This is a genomic window from Gemmatimonas sp. (assembly GCF_027531815.1).
GTDB lineage: Bacteria > Gemmatimonadota > Gemmatimonadetes > Gemmatimonadales > Gemmatimonadaceae > Gemmatimonas.
This window is the reverse complement of the sequence record NZ_JAPZSK010000013.1, coordinates 86362-102237: the sequence shown is the minus strand read 5'-3', so window position 1 is coordinate 102237 and position 15876 is coordinate 86362. Positions and strand designations below refer to the sequence as shown.

The window sequence follows — 15876 nt, the reverse complement described above, 5'->3', positions numbered from 1 at the left end:
GCTGTGCGCCCCCACGATGAGATAGGCGATGGTCTCCTGAAACTGCCGCGGCTCGACGATGGCGTAGACGCCGCGGTCGGCCTCATACACGGTGAACCAGGGCGACCCGACGTCCACTTGCCGCAGCCGCTGATTGACCGGTCGCGGTAGCTGCGTGCACCACGACGGCTCGGTGGCACCGGCCGAATCGGCGGCCGCCGTCGCGGGCGATGCTGTCGCGGGCGATGCTGTCGCGGGCGATGCCGTCGCGGCAGCGGGAGCCTGCCCGTCGCGTGGCGCCCGGGCGTCGGGGGCGCAGGCCGTGAGCAGGAGCGCCCCCAGCAGGGTCCGGGTGGCCGACCGCAGCGCCTTCCGCCAGTTGGGGACGGCCAGCAGTTGCTCGCACTTGGCACCGTCGAACACGGTCACGGCCGCCGCGGGGCGCGAGAGGACGTCGGTCATCTGTCTGGCGAGGGCGAAGGATTCGGCGCGTCAGGAAGCTGCGGCAGCACGCCGCCAGGCATGCCCCAATGGACTCGCACGTCGCCCCGCGTGTCGTCCGTGGCTGACGGCATGACAAACGCGGCGCGCGCGGTGGACCAGTACAGACAGCCGATCTCTTCGGGCGGACGGCGCCGAACAAAGTCGTCCGCCGCCGACAGCGCCGACAGCCACACGGATTTCGCCGCGACGAGGTCGAACGGCTTCACCATCCCGAGGCGCGCAAACTCTTCGGGACGATATCGGCTGCGCCTCTTCAGTAATTCCAGCAGCGACAACGGCGTGAACCCGGGATCCTTGCCAACGGCGGCCCAGCAGAGGGCACCTACCGGCAGGATCGTGTCATGGGCGTAGAGCATGTCGACAAAATCGCGCGGCTCGTCGCGCCCCGCGAGCGCAAGGGTCTTGTTGATCGCCAGATCGACCGGGTGCAGCATCCACCCGCCAACGGGATCGCTGACCAGTGGCATGAAGCGCCACGCCGAGTCGTGCGCCCAATCCACTCGCGTTTGCTCGACGCCCCGCTGCACGATGGCTCGGATGAAACCGGGCTGACTGATCTCCACGGTCGTGGTGTAGCCCAACGCATCGAGCCGCGCGCGATCTGACGCGAACGTCGAGGCGACGCGCGCATCCGAGTCGTGAAAGAAATCGAGATCGTTGCTGTAACGGAGCGAGTTGGGCGCGATGTGCATCGCGGCACCGCCTGCCAGATGACGGTCCGTCGAGCGATCGTGCGTGAGATCGGCCAGCAGTCGCTGCTGAAACGGGGTTAACGGCACAGCTTCGCCGCCATCAACCACGCAGCGCGATCGCCGTGTTTCCGAAGCTGCTCGGCCACCCACGCGACGTCATCGCGCGTGATGATGAGATCGGGGCGATACGACCAGAAGCACGACGCGTAGTACGTGCGAAACGCACGCCGCGCCTCACGCACGCGGACCATGTCGCGTGCGGCGTCGGGGTCGAGCGTGCGACGGGACTTGGTGCCGCCGCGCCGTCCGATTTCGGCGAGGTAGCTACGGACTGACGACATGGCCGTAAGTTAACCGGCTTATGATCGTAACGCAATTCATTGCAGACGCTTATGCGCAGAATCAGTATACGGCGGTGCGCTCGCTCAGGAACCGCTCGGCGTCGAGCGATGCGCGTCGAGCGATGCGCGTCGAGCGCTACTCGCCGAGCGGATGCCGCCAGCGCAATCCCGAAAATCGCGCGAAGTCGCGATCCGTGGTGACCCATTCGGCACCGGATTCGATCGCGAGCGCGGCGTGATACGCGTCAGCCACGAGGTTGCCGCGGACGGCGCCGCGGCGGCAGAGGTCGGCAAACAGTTCCCAGTGACGTGCGCCCGGGCGGAGCGACACCACGCGAGGATGTTGCCGGATCGCCTCGGCGTAGGCCAGCGCGTCGGCCAACGGCATGGGCGGATCGAAGACGCGACGGTTGGTCAGGACGCGGATCACCCCGGACAGCACGAGTTCGGAGACGCCGACGGGTTCCGGCGCGGCGAGTGCGGCCTCGAGCCACGCCCGAAAATCCGCATGACGCGGCGCGTCGTCCCGCGCGGCGTAGACCAGCACGTTGACGTCCGGCGAAATCACCGGAGGTCGTCGTCCATCAGTTCGAGGAGCGCGGCGTTGCTGTCGAGATCCACCCCGGGGCGCAAGCCGCGACCGCCGCGAAAGAGGGGAAGTGGGGACGGCGCCGGTTCGCGCGCGCCGTCACTCCGCACGGCAGCCCAGACGGCGTCCTCGATGAACTCGTTCAGTGACCGGCCAGCACGCGCCGCCTGGGCCTTGGCTTCACGAAGCAGGTGATCCTGGAGGCGGATGGTGGTGCGCATGTCATGATGCTACGGATATGACACTTAAATGTCAATCGCACCGGAATCGAGCGGCGGCAGAATGTGCGGATGCAGAATGTGCGGATGCTGCAGCCTGGCGGCGAGTCCGTCGCCGGCGGTCATGTCAGCGGGCGGCTCCCTGCACTGCGGTGGCGAGCCAGTTCAGGGTGACGGCGAGATCGACCCCACTCCCCGATGAGCGGAGCATGAGGAAATGGCGGCCATCGCGGGCCACGTCGAAGTTGGCGTGAATGCTGCCGGCCGACACGTCGGCGGCAAAGAGCTTGTCCCGCGACAGCACGCGCAGATCCCGTTCGGTGCCGAGTGTCGCGGCGGTGAGCTCGGTGCCGTTGAGGTAGAAGAGGCGACGGCCATCGGGCGCCCACACGGGATCCGTCCCCCCGTCGGCGGAGATCTGCGTGCGACCGCCGGGCCCCGGGAAGGGGCGCACGAACACCTCCGTGCGGCCCCCGTCGTTCGAGGTGTAGGCCACCCAGCGGCCATCCGGAGAGAAGCGCGGCATGGCCTCATCATACGGGGTGACCTCGAACGGCCTGGGCGTCGTGTCGCCGGCGAGGGCGCGGTACCAGATGTCACGCCCGGTGCTGAGGCTCAGTGTCCGGAACAGCAGCCAGCGGCTGTCCGGTGACAGCACGCCCTCGGCGATCCGGTCGGTGCCCCGCATGGGCTGGAGCCGTTCCGCGGGCTGGCTTCGGTCGAAGGGCTGCCACCAGAGCTCCTCCCGTTCTGCCTCGATGCGCCGGTAGATCACCCGCTTGCCGTCCGGCGTCCACTCCGGGCGGTCCGCCAACAGATCGTTGGTGAGCCGGGTGGCCGTGCCGGCGGCGACGTCCACCACGGTGATCGCATTGGGGAGTGACGTGATCGCATCCACGCGGCGGTCCATGACGGCCAAGGCAATGCGGCGGCCATCGGGGGAGAAGCGCGGGAACATGGCCCCGACGGTGCCGTTGCCGGGGTCGGCCACCGGTGTCCCTTGTCCCCGGTCGTCCACCAGCTCCAGGCGCGTGGTTGCCAATCCGGTGAACATGAGCAGCGTGCCGCTGGCCGAGAGGGCCGGCAGGGAGCCCGGCGTGACCCGCTCCCCGAGCGACACGGGGGTGGACAGCGTCATCCGCTTCGCGTCGAGCCGGGCCGCCATGAGCGCCCCCTCGGCTGACACGTAGATCACCAAGTCCTCACGGACCGCCACGACGGCATCGCCAGGGACGCCGAGGTCGCGGAGCTCGCCGCCTTCCACCGGGACGACGTAGAGATTGGGGCCGGCCATGAAGAGGTGCCGGCCGTCGGGGGAGAGCACGGCGCGCTGCGCGCAGCGGCAGACCGTGCCGGCGCGCGTGATCGGGGCGACGCGCGCCGGCGACCCGTCGGTGGGGATCACCACGACGCCGGCCACGCCGAGGGAGGCCACGATGGCCTGCGACGACCAGGTCACGCCGCTGGGAAGCAACCGCTCCACATCGCGTGGGAGTGGCACGTCGGTGACCGCCCCACCGTCCACGGCCACACGGCGCAACCCGCCGACGCCCGACTGGAACACGAGCGACCGCCCATCGGGGGCGAGAGCGAAGTAGCGCGCCTCCTCGGTGCCGGCGAGGCCGACCGCCTCGAGACTCCCCAGCTCCTGCACGAAGACCCGGCGCGAATTCCCCTGGCGCGCGCGGAAGGCGATTCGGCGCCCGTCGGCGGAAATGGAGGCACCGAAGAGGCCGTCGAGCAAGAGACCGCCGGGAGGCGGCTTCACCACGAAGCGCACCGGGGGCGCGTTGTCGGCAACCGGGGCGCGGCCGCGCCAGGCCACGACCGCGAGCGTCACCGCGAGGGCCATGGCCAGCGCAGCCCACGCGCGGGTGGGCACGGTGGCGCGGCGGGAGGCGCCCGCTGACATGGCCACCGGTAGGGCCGGTGCGGCCGCCGCGGCGGACGGGGTCGCGAGCGCATCGGCGAAGGCCTTCGCGCTGTCGAAGCGATCGGCGGGCAGTTTGGCTAGCGCCGTCGCCACGGCCTCCTCGACGCCCGGCGGTACCGTATCGCGCAGCAGGCGCAACGCGGTCGGCCGTTCGCTCAGGACCCGGGCCACGATGGCCTGCACGGTGCTGCCGGTGAACGGCGGATCCCCGGCCAGCATTTCGTAGGTCACCGCGCCCAGCGCGTAGATGTCGCTGCGCGCGTCGAGCCCGCGCTCCCCCATGGCCTGCTCGGGGCTCATGTACTGTGGCGTGCCGAGCGACAGCCCGGTCTGGGTCATGCGGGCGCCACTGGCGCTCTGCACGGCGAGGGCGATGCCGAAGTCGGCCACGAGCGCGCTCCCCTCGTGGAGGAGGATGTTCTCGGGCTTGATGTCGCGGTGCACGACGCCCTGGCGATGGGCGGACTCGAGGGCCCCCGCCACCTCGCGCACAATGCGCAGCGCCTCGGGTACCGGCAGCGGGCGGGCGCGCTCGAGGCGGGCCCGCAGTGTCTCGCCGGCAATGTACGGCATCACGTAGTACAGCAGCCCGTCGGCCGCACCGCTGTCGAGCAGGGGCAGGATGTGCGGGTGCTGCAGCTTGGCGGTGACCTTGATCTCGGCCAGGAAGCGCTCGGCCCCTAACGCCGCACCGAGATCCGGGTGCAGCACCTTGATGGCCACGTCGCGGTCGTGGCGCAGGTCGTGCGCGAGGTACACGGTGGCCATGCCGCCGGCGCCGAGTTCGCGCTCCACGCGGTAGCGGTCGGACAGGGCGGTGGTGAGGCGGGTCAGGGTGTCCGTCATGGCGTCACAATGTCCTGCTGGGGTTCCCGAGGCGCCAGTCAGTTGCCGGTTCGGGAACCGCCACGACCCGGGCCTGTTCGCCGGTCACTCACCGCGTCACCCCATCCAGCCGCCAGAGATACACGTCGCCGCGGTAGTCCTCCACCAGACACGTCCCAATGGGCGCACGGGCGGCCACGGTCACCGACGGCACCTTGCACCGCTCGGGGAGCGTCACGGCAACCGGCGCGCGCGCCCCGGTGCCTCCCCGCGGGTCGAGGCGCCGCAGCACCGGCGCCCGCCGGGCGGCGTCGAAATCGCTGTAGTACACGTACCCATCCTCCCGCCACGACAGGGCGGTGCCGATGGCCGCCCCGGGGACACGCTCCAGCACGGTGAGGTCCCATCGGGTGAGCGGCGTGATGCCGAAGAGCGTCTCGTGCGGCGTCAGCAGTTCGAGTGCGACCTGCCTGGCGTCGGGGCTCAGCACGAAGGCCATGGCCAGCAGCGAGTCGGGGAGCGGAAGGCGGCGCACGGCGCCCCCGGGCCCATCCGCCACCAGGAGCGATCGCAGGTCGGCCGACAGCCCGGCGATCCCCCGCGCCGCGAACGGCTGCAGGCCGGGGCGCCAGGCGCCGTCGCTGCCCGCCGGGCGCGCGTTCACCGCCGGCTGGCCGGTGACCTGCACGTCCAGCGTCCGCAGCGAGTCACCGGCGTAGCGCTGAAACACCACCCGGCGCCCGTCGGGGGAGACCAGCGCGTACATGGCCACCCCGGCGCCGCTGCCGGTCGTGAGCGCCTCCTCCACGGGATCCGCCGCGTCGAGCTTCACCCGGAACAGGTTGTCGCCGTTCCCGTTGCCGCTCAGGTAGTACACCGCCCCGCCGTCGGGGGCGATGGTGGGGAAGCTGTACCAGGAGGTGCCGTTGGTGACCTGCCGCGAGGCCACGCGCTCGCCGGGACGCAGGGGGAACGTGTGCAGGTCGCCGGTCGCGTTGCCGGTGATGATGGCCAAGAGGCCGCTCTTCCGCGCCACGTCGAAGCTGCCGCGGAAGATCATCTGCGCCCGCGGCGCGATCGACACGGGCTGACCCTGGAACCGCCCCTTCGCTTCGACGGCGACGCGCAGGAAGTCGTCGTCCCGGCCGGCGGCGGGTTGGAAGAAGAGCAGGGCGTCCCCCGCGGGCGTCCACCGCACGTGCGGACGCGTCACGACGGCGATCGAGTCGGCCCGCCCGGTGGCGCGGTCGATGACGTACACGCGCCCGCGGGAGTCGGAGGCGGCGATGTGGGCTCCGCTGGGGCTCCACGCGATGGCGGTGACCTTGCGTGACGGCATGGGCACACTGTCCACCACCGCACCGCTGCCCAGTGCCACCACCTGCGCGTACGCCGCGCTGCTGAACTCCATGGTCCCCGGGAGTACGAGCACGGAGTCGCCGACCGCATGCACGTCGATGAACCCCAGGTCGGCCACGCGCCGGGGCGTTCCGCCGAGTCGCGGCACCACGTAAGCCCCGGAGGCCACGGAGTCGAGCGCCGCGGCGACCACCAGCGCCGTGGCGGCCGGCGTCCAGCGGAGGTCCTGCACCTTGCGTACGCCCCGCAGCACGGTGATGGGTGACGCGGCGCCGGTGTCCTGCACCAGCACCCGGTCCACGCAGGGGACGGCGTCGATGCCGATGGCGAAGTTTCCCTGGAGGCCGTCGTGACTGGGCTGGGCGCAGCGGCGCTCCACGTAGGCCAGCACATCCCCCGCCGGGGTGAGGGCGGGGAGACCGGCGTTGCCGGTGAAGGTGGCCTGCACCCGGGTGAGTGTGGCCGCGCCGACCGCACGGTCGGCCGCCCGCGGCCCGCCCCACGCCAGCCAGCCGGCCGCGAGGCCCAGCCCGGCGCTGACCACGGCCGCCGCCAGCGCGCGCCGGCGGCGGGGCGGCGCGCTGGCCACCGGCGCCGCGACCTCGGCGCGGCCCGCATCGCCGATGGCGGCGCCCATCGCGAGGGACTGCGCGAACGCCGCCGCGGTGGCGAAGCGGTCGGCGGGGAGTTTGGCCAGCGCGCGCACCACGGCCTGCTCGACCCCCGACGGCACGGTATCCCGCACCGTGCGCAGCGGCACCGGCCGCTCGGTGAGCACCTTGGCGACGATGGCCTGTACGGTGGGGCCGCTGAACGGCGGCTCGCCGGCCAGCATTTCGTACGTCACGGCGCCGAGCGCGTACACGTCACTGCGCGCATCGACGGCGCGCTCGCCCATCGCTTGCTCGGGGCTCATGTACTGCGGCGTGCCGAGGCTGAGCCCCGTTTGCGTCATGCGCTGCCCGCCGGCCTGCTGTACGGCGAGGGCAATGCCGAAGTCGGCAACCACCGCTGCGCCATCCTGCAGGAGGATGTTCTCCGGCTTGATGTCGCGGTGAATGACGCCCTGCTTGTGCGCGTGGTCGAGCGCGCCGGCGACTTCACGCGCGATGCGCACGGCGTCGGCGATGGGGAGTTGTTTCTCGCGCTCGAGGCGCGCGCGGAGCGTCTCGCCGCGCACGTACGGCATCACGTAGTACAGCAGCCCATCGGCCGCGCCGGAATCCAGCAGCGGCAGGATGTGCGGATGCTGCAACCGCGCCGTGGTGCGGATTTCACTCAGGAACCGCTCGGCCCCTAACGCGGCGCCGAGATCGGGGTGCAGCACCTTGATGGCCACGTCGCGCTCGTGCTTGAGGTCGTGCGCGAGGTACACGGTGGCCATGCCGCCGGCGCCGAGCTCGCGCTCGACGCGGTAGCGGTCGGACAGGGCGGTGGCGAGGCGTTCCCCGACGGTCGCGGTCACCGCCGACCGCCAGCCGGCAATCGGCGCTGCCAATTCGTGACCACGAGTAATGGCGACGCCACGTCGCCGCTCATGCTGACGACGAGTTCCTGCCCGTTGGGAGCCACATCCAGTGCGAGGTCGCCCACCGTCTTGAGGGCATCAATCGAAGACTCGGTGATGACGGTCCGTCGAGCACCTGGCTTCCCACCATCAGCGATCACGATGGCATCGACGCGACGGCCCGCGATGAACAGCAGTTCGCTGTTGCCGCGCCACACCGGTCCCGCGCCACCGCCACTCGTAACGCGGAGCGGTGCGCCAGGGCCGGGAAACGGTCGTACGAAGATATCGGTCTCCCCTTCCTTGGTTGCCGCGTAGGCGACGTATCGCCCGTTCGGTGAGACCCGCATACCGAACACGTCGGCGTCGTCCTCGAACAGTTTCCTGATCGTTCCGCTGGTCACATCCACCACCATCGCATCGCTCGGCGGATTGCCGTTGCCACCCGACGCTTCCACGAGAATGTAACGCCCGTCCCGCGTCCAGTCCGTGGTTTCGAGCCGACGCGAGCGATCGGGGAGACCAGCCACCGATCGCAGTCGTCCGGTGCGCACATCCACGATGACCACCGAGTCAGTGGGAAATCCGGCTCGGCCAACGGCGAAGAGCGTGTCGCCCGGTCCCCACACCGGGTTCAGCGACGTCCGCGGCTCGACGCTGGGCGGCACCAGTTCGGTCCACCCCCGTACAGGCGGATCCCATCGCGTCACACGAAATCCGCCTTGGGTGATTGCGCCGTTGTCGCTCACGCGAAAGAGTCCGAAGGTCCCGGTTGCCGGCAACGTATCACGGATTCGACCATCGCCCGAAAAGCGTGCGAATCGGAGTTTGGACGTTTCGTATCCAAGCAGGCGCGGCTTGACCTGCACGAGCATTGTGCCATCGTTGGCTATCGAGATCGGCGACCTGCCAGCGTTGTTGAGCACATCTCGAAGGACCGGCACCGGATCGCCAACCATCTTCCGGGTGTTGACGTCGACCCGCTGCGCGAACACGGTGCTGACGTCTGCGCCCGGTTGACTGAACAACAGGTAGTCATCGGTGGCGGGAACGGTGCGACGGAGACTCGTGGTGAGCAGAAGGGTGAGCGTCGAATCACCAACGCGCCCGAGTTGCACGAAATTCGAATTCGTCAGGATGAAGTGTTCACCATCTCCGAGAAACCGGACCTCGGCCCCCAATGCCGAATCCCCACGCATCTGGAGTCCAAGCGCCGAACAGCTCTGGCCGCGTCCGGTCGTGCGGAAGACGCGCCCGTCAAACTCCGGCACGTAGAGAATGACGTCGTTTGCCCCCCATGTGCCCCGGTTTCCGGAGATGGGCGACGGGCAGAGAGTCGTCACGGCCCCCGACTTGAGATCGACCGTCTTGAGCTTGCGGTCGGCAAAGAAGCCGACATGCGCGCCATCGGGTGACCAGAACGGCGATCGTGCCCCGGCGGTGTTCGGCAGATAACGACTGCCGATCGAGTCGAGCGCGCGGATGATCAGGCCGTTCCAGTTCGCCGTGCGGCCGACAATCGCGGCGACGCGTGCATCGGGGCCGATAGCAATGCTGTTGCTGGCATCGGACCACGTTTCACCGGCCAAAGGCACCAACGACGTCACCATCGAGGCTGGTGATGCTGCAGCGCTGCTCGGCCCGCGCGCGTACAGCGTCCAACCGATCGCCAGTCCGGTAGCCATCGAGAGCAACATGGCAATCGGCAGCACCCGATTCCGCTGCATTCGCCGTGGCGCCTCCACGCCCGGCGACGACTCCCGACTATCGGTGACCGTGAGTTGCGCCGCATACGCCGACGCACTGCTGAACCGATCAGCCGGCAGTTTGGCTAACGCCTGCAAGACCGTTGCGTCGGTGCCGACCGAGAGGGTGTCTCGCAGCGTGCGCAGCGGCACGGGGCGCTCACTCAGGACCTTCGCGACAATCGCCTGCACGCTGGCGCCGGTGAACGGCGGTTCGCCAGTGAGCATCTCGTACGTGACCGCACCCAGCGCGTAGATGTCGCTGCGGGCATCGATGGTGCGCTCGCCCATCGCCTGCTCCGGCGACATGTACTGCGGCGTGCCCAGGCTGAGTCCCGTTTGCGTCATGCGCTGCCCGCCGGCCTGCTGCACGGCCAGCGCGATACCGAAGTCCGCCACCACCGCCGCGCCATCCTGCAGCAGGATGTTCTCCGGCTTGATGTCGCGGTGAATCACGCCCTGCTTGTGCGCGTGGTCGAGTGCGGCGGCGACTTCGCGGGCGATGCGCACCGCGTCGGCAATCGGCAGTTGCTTCTCGCGCTCGAGGCGCGCCCGCAGCGTCTCGCCGCGCACGTAGGGCATCACGTAGTACAGCAGGCCGTCGGCCGCGCCGGAATCCAGCAGCGGCAGAATGTGCGGATGCTGCAACCGCGCCGTGGTGCGGATTTCACTCAGGAACCGCTCGGCGCCGAGCGCCGCGCCGAGATCCGGATGCAGCACCTTGATGGCCACGTCGCGCTCGTGGCGCAGGTCGTGCGCGAGGTACACGGTGGCCATGCCGCCGGCGCCGAGTTCGCGCTCCACGCGGTAGCGGTCGGACAGGGCGGTGGTGAGACGGGATTGCACGTCGCTCATTTCGCCGTGGCTCCGGCCTGCGTGACAAGGCTGTCGACCAGGCGGGCGAAGTTGTGCACGAAGATGATCTGCTGTTGCGCGGTGCTGGTGAGCCAGTAGATGCGCCCGTCGCGCCCCACGTCCCACGACGCCGTGGCGTTGGCGGGCGGCGTGGCGGCCACCGACACCGGGCCCGCGGCGAAGGCGGCGCCGACGCCGACCGCGACCTTGAGAATGGCGCTCGGCCGGGTGTCGTACGAGATGCGTGGCTCGGTGAAGTACAGCGTGCGTGCATCCGCCGACCACCGGGGCGTACTGCCGGCGCCCACCTCCCAGCTGCCGGTGGCGGGTGGCAGCGCCGACACCATGACCACCGTATTGGCGGTCGGATCGCTGGAGCGGCGTGTCCAGGCGACGAACCGGCCGTCGGGGGAAATCACGGGTGACCCTCCGCTCTCGGCGATGCGGACCGGCGGGGCGCCATCGCGCGGGTAGAACTGCAGTTCCCGCTTCTGCGCGAGCACGACGCCGCGGCTCCCGATGCCCACGAGCGTCCCCGCCGTGACCGTGGGGAGCGCGGCTCTGCCATTGTCGAGCCGACGGGGGGTGAGTGAGCCGTCGGCCGGCGCCACCTCGACGGGTACGCCGGCGCTGCCGCCCCCCTGCGACCGGTCACGGGTGAAGGTCACCCCCGACCCATCCGGGAGATAGCCGGCGAGCGTGACCGATCCCTGGAGCGGCAATCGCCGCACGCTCCCGTCTCCGGTCCGAAACTCGATCCCGGCCGATGTCTCCAGCGCCACCGACTGCCCGTTGGGGGCCAGGCGGAAATTGCGGGGGGCGTCGCCACGACCACTGATCCACGGCGTAGCGGTGCTGTCGCTGAGACGTACGATGGACCAGCTGCCGGGGGGGCGCAGGAAATACAGGGCGTCGCCGCTGCGCGCCGCCACCACGCCGAACACCCCCGATGGCGTGGTGGCCCGCTCCACCACGGGAACGGCCGGCCCCACCAGCGCCATGCGGTCGACATCGAACCGCTGCGCGAAGAGCGTCAGCGCGTCGTTGGCGTATACCAGATAGCGGCCATCGACGAGCGCGTTGGGCACCCCCGGGCCAAGACTCCGCACCGTGTGGCTGCCGGCATCGTACAGGCCGATCTCGATGGGGCGCCCGTCGCGCCAGGAGAGGCTGAAGAGGGCCCCCTTTCCGTTGGGCAGCAGGATCGGGAACCGGTGGTTGGCCTGCCCGGCGGCCGTGTCGGGGCGCGTGAGCCGCTCCGTGCGCGCACCATCGGGGGCCACGCGGAACAGGCCGTCGGCATCGTGGTGCGTCCCCCATACCCACCCCTCCTCATCCACGGCGAGTCCGTAGCGGAGCGAGTCGGTCCACGGGCGCGCCGGATCGCCGTTGAGCGGCAGGATCATGACGCGGGAGAGCCCCGAACTCGTGAACACGTAGTTCAGGAGGGCGCGCCCGTCTGGCGTCGGGACCGTGCCAACCGAGGCGTCGGGGAGCTGGAGGTACCGGAAGGTCGTGTCGGCGAAGCGGCGCACGTACACCCCGTGCCCCGGCGGCCCGTCGCCGAAGAAGGCGATCCCCGACCCGTCGGAGAGGAGCGTGGCGCCGATGCTGGTCGCGCGATACGGGGAATCGATGCTGACCGGAAAGCGCAGGACGGGAGCGGAGGCGACGCGAGTAGCGCCCGCGCCCGGTCGGCCGGCGGCGTATCCACTCGCTGCGGCCACCATGAGCGCCACCGTCACCGCGACTCGGCCACCCCATCGGGGGCGCCCCGCCGGCGCCGCCGCCGTCGCGGCCCCCCCGGTTGTGGACGAGACCGCCGGGGCACGCAGCGCCGCCGCGAACGCCGACGCCGACGCATGGCGGTCGGCCGGCAACTTGGCCAGCGCCGTCATGACGGCCGTCTCGACCCCTTCGGCCACCGTGTCGCGCACCGCGCGAATCGACCCCGGGCGCTCGGTGAGGACGCGGGCCACGATCGCCTGCACGCTCGCCCCCGTGAACGGCGGGTCGCCGGTGAGCATCTCGTAGATGACTGCGCCGAGCGCATAGATGTCGGTGCGGGCATCGATGGTGCGCTCCCCCATCGCCTGCTCGGGGCTCATGTACTGCGGCGTTCCGAGGGAGAGGCCGGTCTGCGTCATGCGCTGGCCACCGGCGCTCTGCACGGCGAGGGCGATGCCGAAGTCGGCCACGAGCGCGTGCCCGTCCTGCAGCAGGATGTTCTCGGGCTTGATGTCGCGGTGCACCACGCCAAGGGCGTGGGCGGCCTGCAGCGCATCGGCCACCTCCATCGCGATGCGCAGCGCGTCGCCAATCGGCAGTTGCGTTTCACGCTCGAGCCGCGCCCGCAGCGTTTCCCCGCGCACATACGGCATGACGTAGTACAACAGCCCATCCGCCGCGCCGCTGTCCAGCAGTGGCAGAATGTGCGGATGCTGCAGCTTGGCGGTGGTCTTGATCTCGCTCAGGAACCGCTCGGCGCCGAGGGCCGCGCCGAGATCGGGATGCAACACCTTGATGGCCACGTCGCGCTCGTGGCGCAGGTCGTGCGCGAGGTACACGGTGGCCATGCCGCCGGCGCCGAGTTCGCGCTCCACGCGGTAGCGGTCGGACAGGGCGGTGGTGAGACGGGATTGGATATCACTCACCGCGTGCCGCTCCCCGCACGGGTGGCACTGCGCAGCGCCTTGCGCCAGTTGGGAACCGCCACGATCTGACTGCCGTCGGGGCCGTCGAGCACGGTGACGGCAAGGCGCCCGGTGCGCTGGTCCAGGTCCCAGGTGTTGGTGATGCGCGCCGGCACCGCGACCGCCTGCGGCGCCCCCACGGTAACGGTGGAACCCAACTGGAGCGCCACGCGCCAGAGCGTGCTGCTACCGCGACCGCGAAAGTAGACCCAGCGTCCGTCGCCCGACCAGCGCGGGCGCAGCCCCCCCGCCGTGGAGAGACGCCACTGCGCACCGGCGCGCGGCGCCGGGAAGGGGCGCAGGTACACCTCGCTCCCCCCGGACTCGTCGGACGCGAAGGCGATCCACTGGCCATCAGGGGAGACGGCCGGATCGATGCCGGTGTACGGCGGCGCCGCTGCCTCGGCAATTGGCGGCGCTCCAGGGCGCGGATTCAGCGTCCGGATCGCTGCCTGCCCGCGCACCATTCCCGCGGGGCTGCCGTCGCTGAACACCAGCGTGGAATCGTTCACCCACGATTGCGCATGCTGATCACCGCGACGGCGGGCCAGGCGACGCGGCGGCTCCGCACCATTGACGGGCTGCACGAAGAGGTCTTCGGCGTCTGTGCTGGAATCGGTGGCCGTAAAGGCCAGCCACCGGCCGTCGGGGGAGAACACCGGCGCGTGTGGCCCCCCCTGCGACGCGAGGCGGACAAAGGTGCGCGACGCGAAATCGAAGATCCCGGTGGCGCGCTCGCCGCCCCGTACGGAGCCGGTGGTCACCGCCAACCCGCTGCCGTCGGGGGTGAAGCGCACGTAGCTCATGGGCTGGAGCGGGATGGGAAGCGTGTCCGCGCGGCCCCCGGGTTCGAGCACCACGACCCGCACCAGCGGTTCGATGCCCACGCGATAGGCCACCAGCCCCTGCGCGGCGAGGACGAATGGGCTCGTGAGCCCGTTCACGGCCATGTCCGGGAACAGGGGCACCGGGCTCCCGGTGACCGCGCGAGTGCGCTGGTCGAAGGGCACCGCGAACAGCCCGCCCTGCGGGTGGCCGTACAGGATGACACCATCGGGGGTGAGTTGGCCCTCCCCCGCGTCGGCGAGTACCGCACTGGTGTCCCCCGACGCGAGGTCGCAGTACATGAGGCGCACGCCGCGACTGGAATTGGCGTAGAGCAGCCCCTGCCCGTCGGGGGTGAAGCGCGGACCGATGCCGCCGACGGTGTTGGCGAGGCGGCGCGGTGCGCCGCCGTCAGCCGGGGCCACCCACAGTGCGCCGCGCGCTTCGAAGGCCAGCTGTCCCTGGGGGCCGAAACGCACGCGGCTGACGTCGAGGGTGTCGGCCGCCTGCACGGCAATGGGTGCCCCGCCGCGGACAGATACCTTGCGCAGGCGACCGTCGGCCGAGAACCCGATCCATTGGCCGTCGGGGGAGAAGGTGGGAGACTCCGCGCTCACCGTGCCGGCGAGCAGGCGGTACCGTCGGGTGCCGGGATCACGGACCACGAGGCCGCTGTCGGTGGCAAAGGCCAGCGTCTCGCCGTCGTCGGAAATCGCGAACCGCAACAGGTCGGGGTTATCTCCGGGCAGTTCGACCAGCAGTGGTATGGCTGGTGCCCCGCTGTCGGCTGCCTCGGTGGCCGAAGCGCCAGCGCTCCCCATCCACGTACCGCCGCCCACCCCCGCCAGCGCCACCGCCACCCCGGCCGCCAGCGGCCAGCGCGACGGACCCCGCACTGCCGCCGGAGGCCGCGCCGTGGCCGCGCCGCTGGCCACCACACCGGTCAATGTGCCGCCCGCCGCGCGCAGAGCCTCAGCGACGGCTGTGGCCGACGGGAAGCGGTCGGCGGGCAGCTTGGCCAGCGCCCGCAACACCGCCTGATCCACCGCGGGGGGCACCGTGTCTCGCAGCGTGGAGGGCGCCACCGGCCGCTCGGTGAGCACCTTGGCCACGATCGATTGCACCGTGGCACCCGAGAAGGGGGGCTCGCCGGTGAGCATCTCGTACAGCACCGCGCCCAGCGCATAGACGTCGCTGCGGGCGTCGATGGCCCGCTCGCCCATGGCTTGTTCCGGGCTCATGTACTGCGGCGTCCCGAGCGACAGGCCAGTCTGCGTCATGCGGGCGCCGCCGGCGCTCTGCACGGCGAGGGCGATGCCGAAGTCGGCCACCAGGGCATGCTGGCTCCCCGCCCCGCCCTGCAGCAGGATGTTCTCCGGCTTGATGTCGCGGTGGATGACCCCCTGTGCGTGCGCGCAGGCGAGGGCATCGGCCACCTCGCGGGCCAGCTGGAGCGCGTCCTCCAGCGGGAGCTGCGTCTCGCGCACGAGCCGCGCCCGCAGCGTCTCGCCGGTGACCAGCGGCATTACATAGTAAAGCAGTCCGTCCGCGGCCCCCGAATCAAGCAGCGGCAGGATGTGCGGGTGTTGCAGCTTGGCCGTGGTCTTGATCTCGGCCAGGAACCGCTCCGCGCCCAGCGCCGCCCCGAGGTCGGGGTGCAGCACCTTGATGGCCACGTCGCGCTCGTGCTTGAGGTCGTGCGCGAGATACACGGTAGCCATTCCGCCGGCGCCGAGTTCGCGCTCGACGCGGTAGCGACCGTCGAGCGCCGCGGTCAGTCGGGCCAGCATCTGGGTCATGCGGATGGAATC

The 15876-nt window shown here is 70.7% G+C and carries 9 protein-coding genes and 1 pseudogene; all 10 read right to left on the bottom strand.

Going from position 1 to position 15876, the window contains the following annotated elements; genetic code table 11:
• A pseudogene (locus tag O9271_RS15535) lies at positions 1 to 441 on the bottom strand (hypothetical protein); the annotation flags it as partial.
• A complete protein-coding gene (locus tag O9271_RS15530) occupies positions 438 to 1283 on the bottom strand; it encodes a hypothetical protein (protein ID WP_298271637.1) in 846 nt (281 codons plus the stop codon). The gene O9271_RS15530 and the pseudogene O9271_RS15535, both read right to left, overlap by 4 nt.
• On the bottom strand, positions 1253 to 1516 hold the full coding sequence (locus O9271_RS15525) for a hypothetical protein (RefSeq protein WP_298271634.1): 264 nt from the start codon (positions 1514 to 1516) through the stop codon (positions 1253 to 1255). The genes O9271_RS15530 and O9271_RS15525 overlap by 31 nt, the downstream gene beginning before the upstream one ends.
• Positions 1517 to 1652: 136 nt before the next feature.
• The gene (locus O9271_RS15520; protein WP_298271632.1) at positions 1653 to 2084 is read right to left on the bottom strand and encodes a type II toxin-antitoxin system VapC family toxin; all 432 of its coding nucleotides are present in this window, start codon (positions 2082 to 2084) and stop codon (positions 1653 to 1655) included.
• The gene (locus O9271_RS15515) at positions 2081 to 2326 is read right to left on the bottom strand and encodes a toxin-antitoxin system HicB family antitoxin (RefSeq protein ID WP_298271630.1); all 246 of its coding nucleotides are present in this window, start codon (positions 2324 to 2326) and stop codon (positions 2081 to 2083) included. Before O9271_RS15515 ends, O9271_RS15520 begins: the two co-directional genes overlap by 4 nt.
• 124 nt (positions 2327 to 2450) lie before the next feature.
• Positions 2451 to 5102: a protein kinase gene (locus O9271_RS15510; RefSeq protein ID WP_298271628.1), complete on the bottom strand. Its 2652-nt coding sequence runs from the start codon at positions 5100 to 5102 to the stop codon at positions 2451 to 2453.
• Between the two features lie 88 nt (positions 5103 to 5190).
• On the bottom strand, positions 5191 to 7905 hold the full coding sequence (locus O9271_RS15505; RefSeq protein ID WP_298271625.1) for a serine/threonine-protein kinase: 2715 nt from the start codon (positions 7903 to 7905) through the stop codon (positions 5191 to 5193).
• Positions 7902 to 10547: a protein kinase gene (locus tag O9271_RS15500; protein WP_298271623.1), complete on the bottom strand. Its 2646-nt coding sequence runs from the start codon at positions 10545 to 10547 to the stop codon at positions 7902 to 7904. Before O9271_RS15500 ends, O9271_RS15505 begins: the two co-directional genes overlap by 4 nt.
• Entirely contained in the window at positions 10544 to 13201 is a 2658-nt protein-coding gene (locus O9271_RS15495; protein ID WP_298271620.1) for a serine/threonine-protein kinase, read from the bottom strand. The genes O9271_RS15500 and O9271_RS15495 overlap by 4 nt, the downstream gene beginning before the upstream one ends.
• Positions 13198 to 15864 (bottom strand): protein kinase, encoded by a 2667-nt coding sequence (locus O9271_RS15490; RefSeq protein ID WP_298271617.1) that lies wholly within the window; start codon positions 15862 to 15864, stop codon positions 13198 to 13200. The genes O9271_RS15495 and O9271_RS15490 overlap by 4 nt, the downstream gene beginning before the upstream one ends.
• Positions 15865 to 15876 lie beyond the last annotated feature (12 nt).